Below are 15984 nucleotides of genomic sequence, written 5' to 3'. Positions count from 1 at the left end.
GCCAGATCTTGGCAAAACCCTTCGGCAGTTTGGCGATGCGCATCGCTTCCCACGCGGCGAGCTGGCGAGGTATGCCGGCCCGGTCTCCCTTGTCGAGCAACGGCCCGAGCGCATCGACGACAGACGCCACCTCCGGTTCGGCAAAGCCGGGCTGACACCACCAAGAACGGCCATGCCTGAGATCGTCAAGTTTGGCGCGCGCCGTGTCGAGATCGCCGCGCGCTGCATGCAGCGACAGACCGCGCAACTCGTCGATCTCGAAGTCACGATGGGGAATGGGCTTGGTGGCGAGGTAGGCGACCAAATCGTCAAGCGTTTCGACGCTGCGAAAAAGTGGGAGGATGTCACGCTCGATCTTGCTCATGAAGTAATCCGGCATGGCCGGATCGTCCCACAGCCACAGGCCCGGGCTGTCGCGATAGATGCGGTCGCCCCAGTTGAGAGGGAAGTGCCCAACAGGCTCGCAGAAATGGGTAACTGCCCATTGGGGCAGAAAGTATTCGCCCTTGCTCCAAGTGGTGAGCACGATACCGCGCATTACGTGCCGGATCGGCTTCATGACGATCCACCTTCCCGCAGCTACCAAATCCGGATGGCGCGCGAACAACGGTGCGAGATGTCTCTTGATCAGCTGTGACGAACTCATTCGTAGGGCCTCACCTCGATAACAATGATGGGGCGTCCATAGCCAAGCAAGCGTGTAGCAAACTCGATTGTTCGCGCGCTGCTGAGCCCCCTGCGTCCGGTCTTGAGGTCGTAGACGCAAATTGGTCCAAAGCCGCGATCTTCGAGCACATCGACACGGACTGCACTGAAATCCAGCGGGGCTTCCTCGATCTTCTTAAGAAGTGAAACTTCCGCCTTCAAAGTCGTATCTTCGAGTTTCAGAATCTTCCGGCGCAGTCTTGTATGAACAGCTGTTCCAAATATCGTGGCGTTTGAATATGACCCGGCCAGCTTGGCCTCTGACATGGCTTCATTCGAAAGGCTCTGGACGAGCTCGAGCTTGGTGCAGACCGACTCCGTCTCCGCCCGGGAAAGCATGCCGACGAAGCTTAAACTTTGCAGTATTGACCTGCTCGGTCGAAATTCCTTGGCCGTAAAGGCGAGGCACGCCCTCTGATCCCGCGTATTGCCAGCTGAAAGGTGGTTGTAGAGCTGTCGCCCCGCGTCGAATGCCTGACGGGCGACCGGCGCGTTGATGCGCTGGATCACCGGCAAGGACATCGGCCCTTTCGGCGTCCACACCGCCTTGCTGATCGGGTTGCCGGCGCCATCCAGCACGGTTTGGGTCGCACCCTCGGTCTGGAATACGACCCGTCGCCCGCCGGTAAGGCTTACCGTGTGTCTGACGTGCGGACGTTCTGGGCTGTGGCGCGGACCGACACGTGTCGCCACACGCGCTTGATCAGCGGCCGGCTTGGCAGACAGCGAGGCCGTGGCACTTCTGCCGGGTGTTTTGGTCGGTGATGTCCGCTGTCCGGTCCGGTTGCCATCAGGCTGCCCACGACCGGCACTGCCACCACTGTCTGTCCACTGGCCGCCGTCGGAATCTCCGGCAGGAACGCGGGGCTGGCTGGGATTAAACCCGGCCTTCAGGCGGAGGCGAATAAGTTTGATGTCCAGATCGAGGCCAATATGCCTGGCCTTGAACTTTCTCAGCGCCGTCTCTTCATCGTTTGTGTTGGTCATTGCTGTCCCATCGCCAGTTCAAGGCGATAGTACAAGAAATTATTCCTACAATCAATGATTGTAGAATGGGTTGTACGTCACTCCAGCCCTCTGACCACCCCCAGCACGTCTGGCTCAGCCTTGCGTCCCTCAAATTCGTCGACGATGCCGAAGGCGCCGCCATAGCCCCAGATCGACCAGGCAAAGCCGTGCGCTTCAGCACGTCCGATCATGTCGGCGACATAGGCCGCACGCCAGGCGCCGGGCATGACGTTCGGATTGTTGTATTCCTGGCGGATCATGCCGAACTCGCCGAGATAGATGTTTTCGGGCGAAATACCGTTTTTCCTGGCCCAGTCGGCGACCCGGCTGAACGGCGCGTCGAGTTCGGCTTCGAGTTTTTCCTTGCTGTCGATGAGCGCCACCTGCTCATCGAGATAAGCGAGCATGCCGGGACGGCGCAGCAAAGGCGCTTCGGCCTTGATCTTCGCCCTCACCTTGTCGAGGGCCGCGTCGAGTTCGGCGCGCGGCGCGGCATAGAGCGGATAGGGCAGCCCGGTGACGTAGGGAATGAAATCGCCGGCCCAGGTGGCGCCCTGATGGGTGAGCAGGAAAGGCTGGTAGGAATGGAAGGTCCAGATGACATTGTCGTCGGGAATATCCCTGGGGTCGAGCCCGGCGAGGCCCTCGGAACTGCCCCAGCAACTTCCTGAGAGGATCAAGGTCAGCCGGGTCGCCGAGGCGCGCGCGGCGGCGTAAAGGCGTTTGAGACGCTCGGGCCAGAGTTTCGGCTCGGTCGGCTCGCAATCGACCACCGGCTCGTTCATCAGTTCGAACGCCACCTGGGTCGGGTCTTCCTTCGACAAAGTGAGCGCCATCTGGCGGACCAGTTCGACATAGCGATCAAAATTTACCGGGTCGTCCATCACCTCGGCCATGCCGATCTGGCCGTTGCCAGCAGCCGAAATGAGATGAAGGTCGACAACCGCCTTGAGACCGGCGGCATTGACGAGCCGGGCCGACTGAAGAACGCTTTCGAGCAGCTGGCCGCGCAGCGCCTCGGTCTTGTCGGACAGGAACACCGAGGGGTCGACGGGAATGCGTATGACGTCGAAGCCAGTGTCCTTGAGCGCCTTCAGGTCGCTTTCGCCGAGCCGCTTGCGCCATTCGGGAAATGGCAGGATCACATCCGGGTTGCCCCACTTGTCTTCGCGGGGCCAGGTCTCCCAGATGTCGAGATTGATGCCGCGTTTCATCGAAAAGCTGGCGGCACTGACTGAGGCAACCGGCACGACCAGCATCAGCAGYGCCGTCAGACAGGTCTTGATCATCGCCATTATTGCTGCCATCCGGTTTTTACGGACAAGACTGGTGCCCAAAAGCCCGGAAAAAGGAAAGCCCCATGGCCGATCATGGTGAATTCGACGCGCTGGCTGCCGGCCTTGCCGGCGCATTGACGCCGTTCGGCCATCGGCTGATGGCGCGGGTCTATTATGCCGACACCGACTTTTCCGGTGTCGTCTACCACGCGCGTTATCTCGAATTCTTCGAGCGCGGCCGCTCGGACTTCCTCAGGCTCGCCGGCGTCCATCACACCGAACTCGCCGACGGCAAGCATGGCGAAAAGATCGTCTGGATCGTGCGCCGCATGGAGATCGATTTCCGCGGCTCGGCCAAGATCGACGACGTTTTGACCATCGAAACCCGCACGGTGGAGATTTCGGGCGCCCGGATCACCATGGCGCAGCAGCTCAAGCGCGGCGAAGACGTGCTGGTGGAAGCGCGCGTGGAAGCCGCGATCATCGGCGAGAACGGGCGCCCGAGGCGCTTTCCAAAAGAGTGGATCGACGCCTTCATGCCGAAAGCGTGAACACAGTCGCGTTACCAGATCCCTCAAGCGAGCAAACCCAACGTTGCGATAGCGCGCAGTGCCTCACTTCCTAACCCATCCTTAACCATAACGGCCCATTAAGGGAGCAGTGAAAGTCGTAAGGATTCCGAGCGGCCTTCCTTTCACCAAATTTCGCCCCGAAAAGGCCGAAAAGGCGCATTTTGGGGCACTTCCGGAAGCATCGCGCGAACGGACCACGATGGGATGATGCGCAAGGGCTAGCCACAAGCCAGGCCCGGAAATCTTAAGGACTGTTACAAGATGGAAACTCTACCTCTCGCCCATGCCGGCGCGGAATTGTCGATTTGGGCGCTGTTCTGGCAGGCAGGCTGGGTGGTCAAGCTGGTGATGCTGGGCCTGCTCGGCGCTTCGGTGTGGACCTGGGCGATCATCGTCGACAAGCTGGTTGCCTACAACCGCATGCGCGCGGCCCTGACGCGCTTCGAACAGATTTTCTGGTCGGGCCAGTCGCTGGAAGAACTCTACCGCAACCTTTCCGACCGCAAGACCACCGGCATGAGCGCGATCTTCGTCGCCGCCATGAAGGAATGGAAAAAGAGCTTCGAAAAGGGCGCCAAGTCGCCGCTGGCGCTGCAGACCCGCATCGACAAGGCGATGGACCTGGCGCTGACGCGCGAAATGGAGCGGCTGGAAGGCCGGCTCGGCTTCCTCGCCACCATCGGTTCGGCCGCACCCTTCATCGGCCTGTTTGGCACCGTCGTCGGCATCATGACCTCGTTCCAGGCCATCGCCGGCTCGAAATCGACCAACCTCGCGGTCGTCGCCCCCGGCATCGCCGAGGCGCTTCTGGCAACGGCCATCGGCCTGCTCGCCGCCATCCCGGCCGTCATCGCCTACAACAAGCTGTCATCCGATGCCGGCAAGATCGCAGTCCGGATGGAAGGATTCGCCGACGAGTTCTCCGCCATACTCTCGCGCCAAATCGATGAAAAAGTCGCGCAGCGGGCCTGAGGAGTAGACTATGGGTATGTCAGTCAGCGCGGGCGGCTCCGGTCGCGGTTCACGCGGCCACCGGCGGCGCGGCCGCCATCACGGCCTGATGTCCGAAATCAACGTCACGCCCTTCGTCGACGTCATGCTGGTGCTGCTCATCATCTTCATGGTGGCGGCCCCGCTGATGACGGTGGGCGTGCCGATCGACCTGCCCGAAACCCAGGCCAAGGCGCTGAATTCGGAAACGCAGCCGATCACCATTTCCATCAACGAGGCCGGCCAAATCCATATCCAGGAGACCGAGATTCCGCTTGAGGAAGTGGTTGCGAAGCTCGGCGCCATCGCCAAGGCCGGCTACGAGGAACGCATCTATGTGCGCGGCGACAAGACCGCCGACTATGGCACGGTGATGAAGGTCATGGCCCGCATCCAGGCTGCCGGTTACAACAAGATCGGCCTCGTCACCCTTCAGGAACAGAGCCAGTAGTCCCCAAATGAAGATGAAGGCCGGCCTCACGACATCTGTGGTTTTGCATGCAGCGGTGCTGGGTTTCGGCCTGTTCACCCTGTCGGCGCCGAGCGCCCTCGAAGTCGCCGACGTCGAGGCGTTCCCGGTCGACATCGTGCCGGTGGAATCGATCACCCAGATCCAGAAGGGCGACAAGAAAGCCCCGGCGAGTGAAAAGCCGGCGCCGAAGCCGACGAGCCGGCCAGACATCGTGCCCAACGCCCAGAACGTCGGCGACAACAAGACCGACAGCGACAAGCCGCCGACGCCCGAACCGACGCAAAAGGAAGTCGACGTTGCGGCGGCCCCACCGCCCTCGCCCAAGCCCGAGCCGAAACCGACGCCGGTCGAGCAGCCCAAGCCCGAGCCCGCCAAGCAGGCCGAGCCCAAGCCCGTGCCCGTTCCGGCAACCGAGGTGACGCCGCAGCCGCAACCCAAACAAGAGGTCAAGCCCGACCCGGTGGCCGAGACGATCGTCTCTGACCAGGCCGAGGCCGAAGCCGTCAAGCTGCCCGAAAACGCACCCTCGCCCGAAGCAAAGCCGCAGCCGCCCCAGGCGCAGACGGCTAAGACGCCGGACCGTAAGCAGGACGACAAGCAGACCCAGCAAGCTTCGTCCAAGCCGAAGTCGGAAGAGAAGGAATTCAACGCCGACGAGGTCGCAGCCTTGCTCAACAAGCAAAAGCCTTCCGGTGGCGGCGCCAAGCGCTCGACCGATCAGGCCGCGCTGGGCGGCAAGAAGGACACCGGCGGCAACAAGCTGAGCCAGAGCGAGATGGACGCGCTTCGCGGTCAGGTCCAGCGCTGCTGGAACGTGCCGGCGGGCGCCATGGACGGCGGCGGCCTCAAGGTTTCCGTGCAGTTCAAACTGACCCCCACCGGCGAGATCGAGGGCCGACCGGAGATCATTTCCGGCGGCGGTTCGGCCGGTATCGAGCGCGCTGCCGCTGAATCGGCACGCCGCGCCGTGCTTCAGTGCGCGCCCTACAACCTGCCCGCTGACAAATATGCGGGCGGCTGGGATCAAGTCATTGTCAATTTCGACCCGAGCGAGATGTTCTGAGCGCCCCCGCTCATCCGGAACTAAGAGGCCTATCTAATGAAGCATGTAATCAGAGCGATCCTTTTGATCAGCGCCATGGCGAGCGGCATGACCGCCTTTGCAACCTTGCCCGCACGCGCGCTGGTCGAGATCGACGTCAACAAGGGCAATGTCGAGCCGTTGCCGATCGCCATCACCGACTTCCTGTCGGGCGATGCGATGGGCGCCGAGATCGCCGGCATCGTTGCCGCTGATCTGCAGCGCTCGGGCCTGTTTGCGCCGATCAACAAGGGCGCCTTCATCGAAAAAATCTCCAATCCCGATGTCGCGCCGCGCTTCGAGGACTGGAAGGTCATCAACGCCCAGGCGCTGGTGACAGGTCGCGTCAGCCAGGAAGCAGACGGCAGGCTCAAGGCCGAGTTCCGGCTGTGGGACACCTTTGCCGGCCAGCAGCTCGCCGGTGAGCAGTTCTTCGCCAACAAGACCAATTCGCGCCGCATCGCCCACATCATCGCCGACGCCATCTATGAGCGTCTGACCGGCGAAAAGGGCTATTTCGACACCCGCGTCGTGTTCATCGACGAATCGGGCGCCAAGACCGCGCGCAAGAAGCGCCTCGCCATCATGGACCAGGACGGCGCCAATGTGCGTTACCTCTCCGACGGCCGCTCGATGGCGATGACGCCGCGCTTCTCGCCGACGCGTCAGGAAATCACCTACATGTCCTATGAGAGCGGCCAGCCGCAGGTCTATCTCCTGCAGATCGAGACCGGCCAGCGCGAACTCGTCGGCAATTTCCCCGGCATGACCTTTGCCCCGCGCTTTTCGCCCGACGGCCAGAAGGTGATCATGAGCCTGCTGCGCGACGACGGCAATTCCAACATCTTCTCGATGGACCTGCGCAGCCGCACCACCACGCGCCTGACCAACTCAAGCGCCATCGACACCTCGCCCTCCTATTCGCCTGACGGTTCCAAGGTGGTGTTCACCTCCGACCGTGGCGGTCGTGCCCAGATCTACGTCATGGGTGCGGACGGCTCGGGCCAGACCCGCGTCTCTTTCGGCGACGGCACCTATTCGACCCCGGTTTGGTCGCCGCGCGGTGATCTGATCGCCTTCACCAAGCAGTCCGGCGGCCAGTTCCAGATCGGCGTGATGAAGACCGACGGCTCGGGCGAGCGCATTCTGTCGACCGGCTACCAGCAGGAAGGCCCGACCTGGGCGCCCAACGGCCGTGTGGTCATGTTCTTCCGCGATCAGCCCGGCGGCGGTGGTCCCAAGCTCTATTCGGTGGATCTCACCGGCCGCAACGAGCAGGCAATCCCGACTGCGGGCTTCGCTTCGGACCCGGCCTGGTCGCCGCTGCTGGATTAACGCATCGGGCTGAAAACCCGGATCGGCTTTCGGGAAATGGATGAAACGCCGCGCTTCGGAATCGACGCGCGGCGTTTTTGCAACCATGGCCATTAACCTTTCCCCGAAAGGCGCGACCAATCGGCCAGGCGGCGTCATTTGCCCAATGATGCCGCCTTTCCGCCGTATTTCCGCCTACGGTGCGCCGCGAAGTACATGTTGGACGACTGCCATATTGCGCGGACGCGAGAGGCAAGTGGCAACGAAATTTTAACCACGTTTCTTGAATGCCGGTTAACCGCAACGTGGTTACTGGATGTTCAACGAAATCACTCGAATGCGAAGGAGAGGCGGGATGCGCCAGATCGCAAAATTTGCAACCAACCCCGTGGTCGTGGCCCTGGTCGCCTCGCTGGCGATTGCCGGCTGCGCCTCGAAGAAAACCCCTAACAGCGCGGCCGATCTCGGCCTCGGTGGCGCCGGCGCAGCGACCCCGGGTTCGGCGCAGGACTTCACCGTCAATGTCGGCGACCGTATCTTCTTCGATACCGACTCGTCGTCGGTTCGCGCCGATGCGCAGGGCATTCTAGCCCGTCAGGCCCAGTGGCTCGGCAAGTACAGCCAGTACGCTGTCGTTGTCGAAGGCCATGCCGACGAACGCGGCACCCGCGAATACAACCTTGCACTCGGCGCTCGTCGTGCCGCAGCTGCCCGCGATTACCTGATCTCGCAGGGCGTTCCGGCCAAGCGTCTCAAGACGATCTCCTACGGCAAGGAACGTCCGGTCGCGGTTTGCGACGACATCTCCTGCTGGTCGCAGAACCGTCGTGCTGTCACCACACTCTCCGGTGCCGGCAGCTAAGCGGCCTAGAGCCTGTTCCATTCCGATTGAATCGGCATGGGGCTCTATCTTCTTTGTTGGAGCATGATCTTGTCCGAAAACCGGTGCCCACTTTTCGGGATCATGCTCTAAAAGCCACAGAGTTGAACAAAAGGCGGTCTTCGGGCCGCCTTTTGCTTATCTGCAAGCTCGAAACAAAATTTGGCCGAAGTCTCGCGTCCTGATAAATGACGAGAGCGCATCGGCGCAAAGCAACCCATTCTCTTCCACGGCGAGAGGCTAATGCATTTTCGATCAATCCTGAGTGGCACGCTTGCCATCTTCCTTTTGTCCGCGGCCACAGCGCATGCGCGTGACGGTTTCGGCATCGATTTCCCAAAGATCGGCCTGCCGGGCGTATTCGGCAGCAAGACCCAGAGCAATGAGGGCACGATCCAGCTTGCCCAGGCCGGCGACCCGCGCGTCGCCGCACTCGAAGAACAAATCCGCAAGCTCAATGGCAGCATCGAGGAATTGAACTTCCAGATCCTGCAGATGCAGGAGCAGTTGCGGAAAATGCAGGAAGACAACGAGTTCCGCTTCCAGGAGCTCGAAGGTGGCGGACAAAAGAAGTCCGATGCTTCCGGCAAGACCAACAGCTCGATCGTTGAGGCGCCCACGGCGCCTCAACCCGGCGGGACGCAGGCTGCCACGGCCTCAGCGCCCGCCGCTGGCGGGCACTCCGTCGAAGACGTGATCGTTGAATCTGGTACCGGCGAGCCTGGTGCCGGTGGCACGGGCACGCCACCGACAACATTCGGCACCATCACTGTCGATGCCAATGGCAACGTGGTGTCCGATTCCTCCAACCCTCAGGCCGCAGCACCAGCGCAGCCGAAGGCGCCTGTCGCGGCGCAGCCAAAGGCCAATGGCACCGCCGTTGCCGCATTGCCTGACACCAACGACCCCAACGAGCTTTACCGCAACTCCTACCAGTTCGTGCTTTCGGGCGACTACACCACCGCCGAGCAGGGTTTTCGCGACCATATCTCGCGCTTCCCCAACGACCCCAAGACGGCCGACGCCCGTTTCTGGCTCGGCGAGTCGCTGCTTGGACAAAAGAAATATCGCGACGCGGCCGAAATCTTCCTTGCTGCCAGCAAGGCATATCCAAAGTCCAAGAAGGCCCCTGAAATGATGCTCAAGCTCGGCGTTTCACTGGCCGGCCTGAAGCAGCGCGACGTCGCTTGCGCCACCTTCAGCGAGATCGGCAAGCGTTATCCCGACGCCTCTGGAGCGATCAAGGAGCGGGTCAAGCAGGAACGGGCTCTCGCCGCGTGCTGACGCAGCCGATCGACGCCGATTTTTTTCAAGACTTTTCCGAGTTCGATTTTGCCTCGCACAAAATAGTCGTCGCAGCGGTTTCCGGCGGCAGCGACTCGACTGCCCTCCTTCTTCTTCTCAAATCCCATCTCGAGCGGCACGCGCCCTTGACGCGGCTTTTGGCGGTTACCGTCGACCACGTGCTGCGGGCCGGTTCAGACGCCGAGGCCGATCAGGTGGCGCAGCTCTGCGCACGCCACGGTGTCAGCCACCGGACGATGTGCTGGACCGGCGACAAGCCGTCTACCGGCATCCCGGCCGCGGCGCGGGACGCGCGCTACGATCTGCTGGCTCAGGCCGCCCGCGAGGCGGGTGCAACGATCGTCGTCACCGGCCACACCGCCGACGATCAGGCTGAAACAGTCCTGATGCGAGGCACGCGCGGGACCGGCCGTGGCAGTGCCGGCATGGCACGTGCAACACTGTTTTGCGGCGATATCTGGATCGCCCGCCCCCTACTTGGCCAGCGCCGCGAAAGACTGCGTGAGGTGCTCAGGGCACTCGGCACAGGCTGGCTCGACGACCCGACCAACACCAACGAGGCTTATGAGCGGCCGCGCATGCGGCTGTCGCTGAGCGAGAGCGGCGATCTGCGCATTGAAAACGCGCTGATCGAGGCACGGCGGGCGGGTGCTGGGCGAACCGACCTTGGCGCGCGCGCGGCAAGCCTGATCACCGAACACGCGAGCCGCGCAGCACCTGGCCTGCTGCGCCTCGACCCGGCATTTACGCAAGCGCCCGACAGCGATGCGGCGGCTTACGCGCTGCGCATCCTCATTTCCGTGGCCGGAGGCATGGCGCATTTGCCCGACGAGGCGCGGGTACAGAACCTGCTGGCGCGCCTGACCAGCAATTCGACGCAAGCAAAACCGGCCCGCGCCACATTGTCGCGCGCACTCATCGATGCGCGCAGCAGTGGAATTTTCCTGCTGCGCGAAGGGCGCGGATTGCCGCAGACAATGCCGCTGGCGGCTGGCATCTGGGACGGCCGCCACAGGCTTTCGCCAACCGACGACAAAACAGAATTGACCGTGGCGCCGCTAGGTTTTTCCGCCGCCTCGGTCATGTCACAAGCGTCCAATGCGCCGCAAAGTCTTGTCAGGGCGGCACTTGCGGCCGAGCCAGCACTTCGGCGTCAACAAACATTGGTCGGCTTGGCAGTTCTAACAAATGCAGTCGCGCTCACCGCGCCTTGGGCACGCTTCTTGCCGGCTTTCGATCTCGCCGTAGCTGCGGCTCTCCAAAAGTTGATCGGTTCCGACCCGATCCCGGTCTCGCCATGCCATAGTCACATTGGTGTTTGACCTTAACCCAGACTTAGGGACGTGCTTGGCAATGTGGGAGCCGGTGCCTATGTTAGGGACAAGCTTACTCTCACCATCCGCGTTCCCCACGAACGCCAACGGGATATTCGATGAATCCGAACTATCGCAACTTCGCGCTGTGGGCGATTATAGCCGTTCTGCTCATCGCCCTGTTCAATCTGTTCCAGACCCCGCAGACCCGCGGCGCGTCGAGCGAAGTGGCCTATTCGCAGTTCCTCCAGGATCTGAATTCCGGCCGCGTCAAGACCGTGACGATTGCCGGTGACCGCATCAGCGGCACCTATATCGACAACTCGACCGGCTTCCAGACCTACTCGCCCGGCGACCCGACGCTGGTGTCGCGGCTTGAGCAGAAGAACGTCACCATCAACGCCCGTCCTGAAAATGACGGTTCCGGCTCGATCTTCTCCGTGCTGCTGTCCTGGCTGCCGATGATCCTGATCCTGGGCGTGTGGATTTTCTTCATGCGCCAGATGCAGTCCGGTTCCGGCCGCGCCATGGGCTTCGGCAAGTCCAAGGCTAAGCTTCTCACCGAAGCGCATGGCCGCGTCACCTTTGGTGATGTCGCCGGCGTCGACGAAGCCAAGGCAGACCTCGAAGAGATCGTCGAATTCCTGCGCGAGCCGCAGAAATTCCAGCGCCTGGGCGGCAAGATCCCGCGCGGCGTGCTGCTTGTTGGCCCTCCCGGTACGGGCAAGACTTTGCTTGCCCGTTCGGTCGCCGGCGAAGCCAATGTGCCCTTCTTCACCATCTCCGGTTCGGACTTCGTCGAAATGTTCGTCGGCGTCGGTGCAAGCCGCGTCCGCGACATGTTCGAGCAGGCCAAGAAGAACGCGCCCTGCATCATCTTCATYGACGAAATCGACGCCGTCGGCCGCCATCGCGGCGCTGGCCTCGGTGGCGGCAATGACGAACGCGAGCAGACGCTGAACCAGMTGCTGGTCGAGATGGACGGCTTCGAGKCCAAYGAGAGCGTCATCCTGATCGCGGCGACCAACCGTCCCGACGTKCTYGAYCCCGCSCTGCTGCGTCCSGGCCGYTTCGACCGYCAGGTCGTGGTGCCGAACCCCGACRTSRWCGGCCGCGAGAAGATCCTCAAGGTCCATGTCCGCAACGTTCCGCTGGCGCCCAATGTCGACCTCAAGGTCATCGCACGCGGCACGCCGGGCTTCTCGGGTGCTGACCTGATGAACCTCGTCAACGAGTCGGCCCTGATGGCGGCGCGCCGCAACAAGCGCCTCGTCACCATGCAGGAATTCGAAGACGCCAAGGACAAGATCATGATGGGCGCGGAGCGCCGCTCCTCGGCCATGACCCAGGCCGAAAAGGCGCTGACCGCCTATCACGAGGCCGGCCACGCCATCCTCGCGCTCAACGTGCCGTCGGCTGATCCGCTGCACAAGGCGACGATCATCCCGCGCGGCCGTGCGCTCGGCATGGTCATGCAGCTACCGGAAGGCGACCGCTACTCGATGAGCTACAAATACATGATCTCGCGTCTGGCGATCATGATGGGTGGCCGCGTTGCCGAGGAGTTCAAGTTCGGCAAGGAAAACATCACCTCGGGTGCGTCTTCCGACATCGAGCAGGCGACCAAGCTGGCGCGCGCCATGGTCACGCGCTGGGGCTTCTCCGACAAGCTTGGCCATGTCGCTTATGGCGACAACCAGGAAGAGGTGTTCCTCGGCCATTCGGTCGCACGGACGCAGAACGTCTCGGAAGAGACCGCGCAGATCATCGACGCCGAAGTGCGCCGCCTGATCGACGAAGCCTATAACGATGCCCGCAGGATCCTGACCAAGAAGAAGAAGGACTGGATCGCACTCGCCGAAGGCCTGCTCGAATACGAGACGCTGTCTGGCGAAGAGATCAAGCAGCTGATCGCCGGCAACAAGCCCTCCCGCGACATGGGCGACGACACCCCGCCCTCGCGCGGCTCGGCCGTGCCCAAGGCCGGCTCGACCCGCGGCAAGAAGAAGGGTTCCGAGCCCGAAGGCGGCATGGAACCCCAGCCGTCAAGCTGAGGTCGCAAACGCTGAATGAATGAAAAACGCCGCTGAGGAAACTCAGCGGCGTTTTTTGTATTCTAGAGCCAGCACAACCACTTCCTTGACCAACACGTACACTCTAGCACGCCGCCTATGCCCAATTCTGATCGGCATCTAACCAACAACAATCTCTATCTCATCGGGCTCAGTCGAATGATTGGTCAAGATGCGCACGCGCGTCTCCCGCCCCGGAACTGTGATGCTGAGTATCTCAGGCATGTTGACGTCAAACAGAAGCACGACGCCTGCAGGTGTTGCCAGCATGCCATCATATGCCGGCTTGGCGAGGCTGTGGGCTTCATCTGCATCCGCAAGGGAAACAGTAATGTCGCCATTCTGGAAGATCAGGCACGATACATTGATGCATTCAGCAGATGACCTAATGCCCCGCAACTCCCCGCCGATCGGGATATCAACGTCCCTGGACCCGGCGACATAGAAGCTTGAGTACTCACACGCAATGGTTCGCCTATGAATTGTCATTTTACACTCCAAGGCTTTAGCGCGCTAACCAATCCGCCCTGCGAATGGCTGCAACCTAGACAGTGAGGATAGATCCTTGTGGGTGTTCCCAATGCGCTAGGAGTTTGATGATCCCCCACATAATCTCTGCTTCGAGTACCTGGATTCGTGCTTCCGCAACGATGACACCCCCACGTTTGCCCAATTCTGTTGACTTCGTTTTGCTCGCTCCTTGTCAACCTACGATTGGTCGCAGGTGCCGCAATCCACTCACGTGCATATGGTCCGGGGCCTACAAGCGTACCTCGAAGTTCGAAAACCCGGAAGCGGGCCTGCAAGGCAATTGCCATGTTTGCCGCGATCTGACCTTCAACCGTCTCATAGAGTTGAGGTGTGGGCTTCCATCGCGAATCCACCTTTCGCACATCCCGAAGGGCGGCTCTCATTTCAGCAAAGCTGGTGGCTAGACGAACTTCCTGAGCCGGAGTTGGATTGAGCCACCGGTTGCCGACGCGAATTGGGCCAGATCCGGTTACTCGCCGACTGACACGAACCACTCCCTCGTCGGTCCACTGACCACTGTCGGGACTACCTTCCGGCACACGTGGCTGATCTAGGCGAAATCCGGCCTTCAGCATCAGATGGAGCCGAAGGAGCAGAGTTTCGCTCTGCAACAAATGAATTCCTCTATTTAACCTGTTCAATTCCCAATCTGTTGGCTCATAAGGTTTTGTGACATAAACTCACCAAATGTGATGCGTTGGTCGCCTCTGATTGTGGCAAAGCAATCGCGGGTGGACTTCACGGGGACAGGCTAAACATGGCTGGACGCTATTTCGGCACCGACGGCATTCGCGGACGGGCCAACAAATTTCCGATGACGGCGGAGATCGCGATGAAGGTCGGCATGGCCGCAGGCCTGTCGTTCCAGCGCGGCAACCACCGCCATCGCGTCGTGCTCGGCAAGGACACGCGGCTGTCGGGCTACATGATCGAGAACGCGCTCGTGGCCGGCCTGTGCGCCGCCGGCATGGACGTGTTCCTGCTCGGCCCGATCCCGACGCCGGCCGTCGCCATGCTGGTGCGTTCGCTGCGCGCCGACATCGGCGTGATGATCTCGGCCTCGCACAACCCCTACCACGACAACGGCATCAAGCTGTTCGGCCCCGACGGCTACAAGTTGTCCGACGAGATCGAGGAACGCATCGAAGCGATGCTCGACCAGGACGTCGAAGCGATGCTTGCCGATTCCGACGGGCTTGGCCGGGCAAAGCGCGTCGACGGCGTGCATGACCGCTATATCGAATTCGCCAAGCGCACCCTGCCCCGTTCGATGTCGCTGTCGGGCCTGCGCATCGTCGTCGACTGCGCCAATGGCGCGGCCTACAAGGTGGCCCCTGCTGCCCTGTGGGAACTCGGCGCCGAGGTCATCGCCATCAATGTCGAGCCCAATGGCTTCAACATCAACGACGAGTGCGGCTCGACCCATCCGGCCGGCCTGCAGAAGAAGGTTCATGAAGTGCGCGCCGACATCGGCATCGCGCTCGACGGCGACGCCGATCGCGTCGTCATCGTCGATGAGAACGGCACCGTCGTCGACGGCGACCAGATCATGGCGCTGATCGCGCAATCCTGGCAGCAGAGCGGCCGCCTTGCCGGTGGCGGCGTGGTGGCGACGGTCATGTCGAACCTCGGCCTCGAACGCTTCCTGGGCGACATCAACCTCGAGCTTCACCGCACAAAGGTCGGCGACCGTTACGTCGTCGAGCACATGCGCGCGCATGGCCTCAACATCGGCGGCGAGCAGTCGGGACACATCGTCTTGACCGACTATTCGACTACCGGCGACGGCCTGGTGGCGGCGTTGCAGGTGCTGGCCTGCATCAAGCGCTCCAATAAGCCGATGAGCGAGCTGAGCCGCACCTTCGAACCGGTGCCGCAGTTGCTCAAGAACGTGCGCTTTTCCGGCGGCAAGCCGCTTGAGGAAGCACTGGTCAAGGCTGCGATCGAAGACGGCCGCAACCGGCTGGGCAAGACCGGCCGCCTGGTCATCCGCCCCTCGGGCACCGAGCCTTTGATCCGCGTCATGGCCGAAGGCGATGACCCGCAGCTGGTCGAGACAGTGGTCAACGACATTGTCGGCGTCATTTCGGAAACCCGTACGGCCGCCTGACATCGGATTACTTCAGCGATCGGAAAAGCCCGCTTCAAGCGGGCTTTTTTGTGCGCGAGAAAGCCAGTTCATCTTGGCAAAAAACAGTTGTTGCAAGCATTCGTAGTTAACCGACACGGTTAAGTGCACCTTAACCTATACCAAGCATTATCCACGCGGGTTAGTCATGATCGGGCGCGTAGCGGGTCCGCACGGATGGGATTTTTCAGCATGTTTGATTTTGGAAGGAAAGCGTTTATCGCCGCGCTGCTCGCCGGCGTTGCCGCGCCAGCATTCGCGGCAGACTTGCCGGATCCGGTGATCGTAGACCCGATACCTGTGGTCTATGGCGGCTGGTATCTGCGCGGTCATATC

General features: G+C 61.7%; 14 protein-coding genes. 10 read left to right on the top strand and 4 right to left on the bottom strand.

Annotated elements, in window-relative coordinates; genetic code table 11:
* From AC1DWF_RS22740 to AC1DWF_RS22730, 3 genes are all read right to left on the bottom strand, one after another.
* Window positions 1-559, bottom strand: a 559-nt coding sequence (locus tag AC1DWF_RS22740; protein WP_476842081.1) for a hypothetical protein, incomplete at its 3' end; no start/stop codon positions are given.
* An 83-nt stretch (window positions 560-642) separates the two neighbouring features.
* Entirely contained in the window at window positions 643-1692 is a 1050-nt protein-coding gene (locus AC1DWF_RS22735; RefSeq protein ID WP_476782354.1) for a hypothetical protein, read from the bottom strand.
* Between the two features lie 77 nt (window positions 1693-1769).
* Entirely contained in the window at window positions 1770-3020 is a 1251-nt protein-coding gene (locus AC1DWF_RS22730; protein ID WP_476782353.1) for a glycoside hydrolase family 5 protein, read from the bottom strand.
* A gap of 53 nt (window positions 3021-3073) precedes the next feature.
* Between AC1DWF_RS22730 and ybgC the strand changes: the two genes are divergently transcribed.
* From ybgC to ftsH, 9 genes are all read left to right on the top strand, one after another.
* Window positions 3074-3541, top strand: coding sequence for a tol-pal system-associated acyl-CoA thioesterase (gene ybgC / locus AC1DWF_RS22725; RefSeq protein WP_476782352.1), 468 nt, complete (start codon window positions 3074-3076; stop codon window positions 3539-3541).
* A gap of 282 nt (window positions 3542-3823) precedes the next feature.
* On the top strand, window positions 3824-4534 hold the full coding sequence (gene tolQ / locus AC1DWF_RS22720) for a protein TolQ (protein WP_476782351.1): 711 nt from the start codon (window positions 3824-3826) through the stop codon (window positions 4532-4534).
* 16 nt (window positions 4535-4550) lie between these two features.
* Window positions 4551-5003, top strand: a complete 453-nt coding sequence (tolR, locus tag AC1DWF_RS22715; protein ID WP_476782369.1) for a protein TolR — start codon at window positions 4551-4553, stop codon at window positions 5001-5003.
* 13 nt (window positions 5004-5016) lie between these two features.
* A complete protein-coding gene (locus AC1DWF_RS22710; RefSeq protein WP_476782368.1) occupies window positions 5017-6087 on the top strand; it encodes a hypothetical protein in 1071 nt (356 codons plus the stop codon).
* 36 nt (window positions 6088-6123) lie between these two features.
* Complete coding sequence (tolB, locus tag AC1DWF_RS22705) at window positions 6124-7440, top strand: Tol-Pal system beta propeller repeat protein TolB (RefSeq protein ID WP_476782350.1); 1317 nt, start codon at window positions 6124-6126, stop codon at window positions 7438-7440.
* A gap of 334 nt (window positions 7441-7774) precedes the next feature.
* Window positions 7775-8281: a peptidoglycan-associated lipoprotein Pal gene (pal, locus tag AC1DWF_RS22700; RefSeq protein WP_476782349.1), complete on the top strand. Its 507-nt coding sequence runs from the start codon at window positions 7775-7777 to the stop codon at window positions 8279-8281.
* 261 nt (window positions 8282-8542) lie between these two features.
* Window positions 8543-9583 (top strand): tol-pal system protein YbgF, encoded by a 1041-nt coding sequence (ybgF, locus tag AC1DWF_RS22695; RefSeq protein WP_476782348.1) that lies wholly within the window; start codon window positions 8543-8545, stop codon window positions 9581-9583.
* Entirely contained in the window at window positions 9577-10926 is a 1350-nt protein-coding gene (gene tilS, locus AC1DWF_RS22690; RefSeq protein ID WP_476782347.1) for a tRNA lysidine(34) synthetase TilS, read from the top strand. Before ybgF ends, tilS begins: the two co-directional genes overlap by 7 nt.
* A gap of 110 nt (window positions 10927-11036) precedes the next feature.
* Window positions 11037-12971, top strand: coding sequence for an ATP-dependent zinc metalloprotease FtsH (gene ftsH, locus AC1DWF_RS22685; protein ID WP_476842080.1), 1935 nt, complete (start codon window positions 11037-11039; stop codon window positions 12969-12971).
* A 138-nt stretch (window positions 12972-13109) separates the two neighbouring features.
* On the opposite strand, the gene AC1DWF_RS22680 is transcribed toward ftsH, so the two are convergent.
* Window positions 13110-13478 carry a hypothetical protein gene (locus AC1DWF_RS22680; RefSeq protein WP_476783538.1) on the bottom strand — a complete coding sequence of 123 codons (369 nt, stop codon included), beginning with the start codon at window positions 13476-13478 and terminating at the stop codon, window positions 13110-13112.
* Between the two features lie 799 nt (window positions 13479-14277).
* Here AC1DWF_RS22680 and glmM point away from each other — a divergent pair.
* Complete coding sequence (gene glmM / locus AC1DWF_RS22675; RefSeq protein WP_476783537.1) at window positions 14278-15630, top strand: phosphoglucosamine mutase; 1353 nt, start codon at window positions 14278-14280, stop codon at window positions 15628-15630.
* Window positions 15631-15984 lie beyond the last annotated feature (354 nt).

The sequence above is a fragment of the Aminobacter sp. P4_D5 genome, from assembly GCF_056401815.1.
The sequence above is the reverse complement of the archived record's forward strand: the minus strand, read 5'-3'. Positions and strand labels throughout refer to the sequence as shown.